Origin of the sequence: Streptomyces achromogenes subsp. achromogenes, assembly GCF_000720835.1 — a bacterium.
GTDB lineage: Bacteria > Actinomycetota > Actinomycetes > Streptomycetales > Streptomycetaceae > Streptomyces > Streptomyces achromogenes.
In genome coordinates this window covers 1-397 of record NZ_JODT01000102.1, presented here as the reverse complement: position 1 = coordinate 397, position 397 = coordinate 1, and the positions used below count along the sequence as shown (strand labels likewise).

Below are 397 nucleotides of genomic sequence, written 5' to 3'. Positions count from 1 at the left end.
GTGGAGAATCGATCGCCAGTTCGATAGCCTTTGGATTCCGCTTGCCTCAGCAACGGAGGGGGACTGACCTATGAACTTGGTCAAGAGTTGTACGCAGTGCCGCGTGAATCACGCGCGCGCGATACATTGCGCGTATGACACACGGCTCGCAACCGGAACCACCACTGACCGCGCCCTTCGGCGACTGGCTCAGGTGGGCACTCACCCGCCACGGGTACGACCTCGACGAACGAGGCGTACGGCGCAAACTCTCTGAGCGATCCGGCATTCCAGCCGCGACAGTCTCGCGACTCCTACGCGACGTAAGCCAGCCGGACGTAGCAACCTGCTACGCCCTAGGCCAGACGCTCGGCATCCGCGTTATGCCGATCCTCGTAAGGGCCGGCCACCTCCCACC

Annotated in this window: 1 protein-coding gene; it reads left to right on the top strand. The window is 63.0% G+C overall.

What is annotated here, in order from left to right; translation table 11 throughout:
• Positions 1-134: 134 nt before the first annotated feature.
• On the top strand, positions 135-397 hold a 263-nt coding region (locus IH25_RS40380), incomplete at its 3' end, for a helix-turn-helix domain-containing protein (protein ID WP_157847089.1).